Consider the following 255-nt stretch of genomic DNA (forward strand, 5'->3'; position numbering starts at 1 on the left):
GCATTGGCCTCGTTACTCACACAGCTCATTAATCCTAAATTCGTGCGTAAAAGTACTTTTTTACGCACTTTACTGAAAGTGAATTTATTTTGGTTAGCGGTGCGCATTCTAGGCGCAATTTTTATCGTCATGGTTTATTTGCAAGTGGGCCCCGAAGCGATTATTTCATCGGCCACGGGTGGCTTAGTTCTGAATGATTTAGTACCTGTACTATTTTCAGTATTTATTTTTGCTGGCATGTTATTACCGCTATTG

1 pseudogene is annotated in these 255 nt (G+C 40.0%); it reads left to right on the forward strand.

Annotation, left to right across the window (positions count from 1 at the left end):
* Nucleotides 1–255 (forward strand): annotated as a pseudogene (locus AAEY83_RS16765) (YjiH family protein); the annotation flags it as partial.

Origin of the sequence: Psychrobacter sp. TB20-MNA-CIBAN-0197, from assembly GCF_040309765.1 — a bacterium.
GTDB lineage: Bacteria > Pseudomonadota > Gammaproteobacteria > Pseudomonadales > Moraxellaceae > Psychrobacter > Psychrobacter submarinus.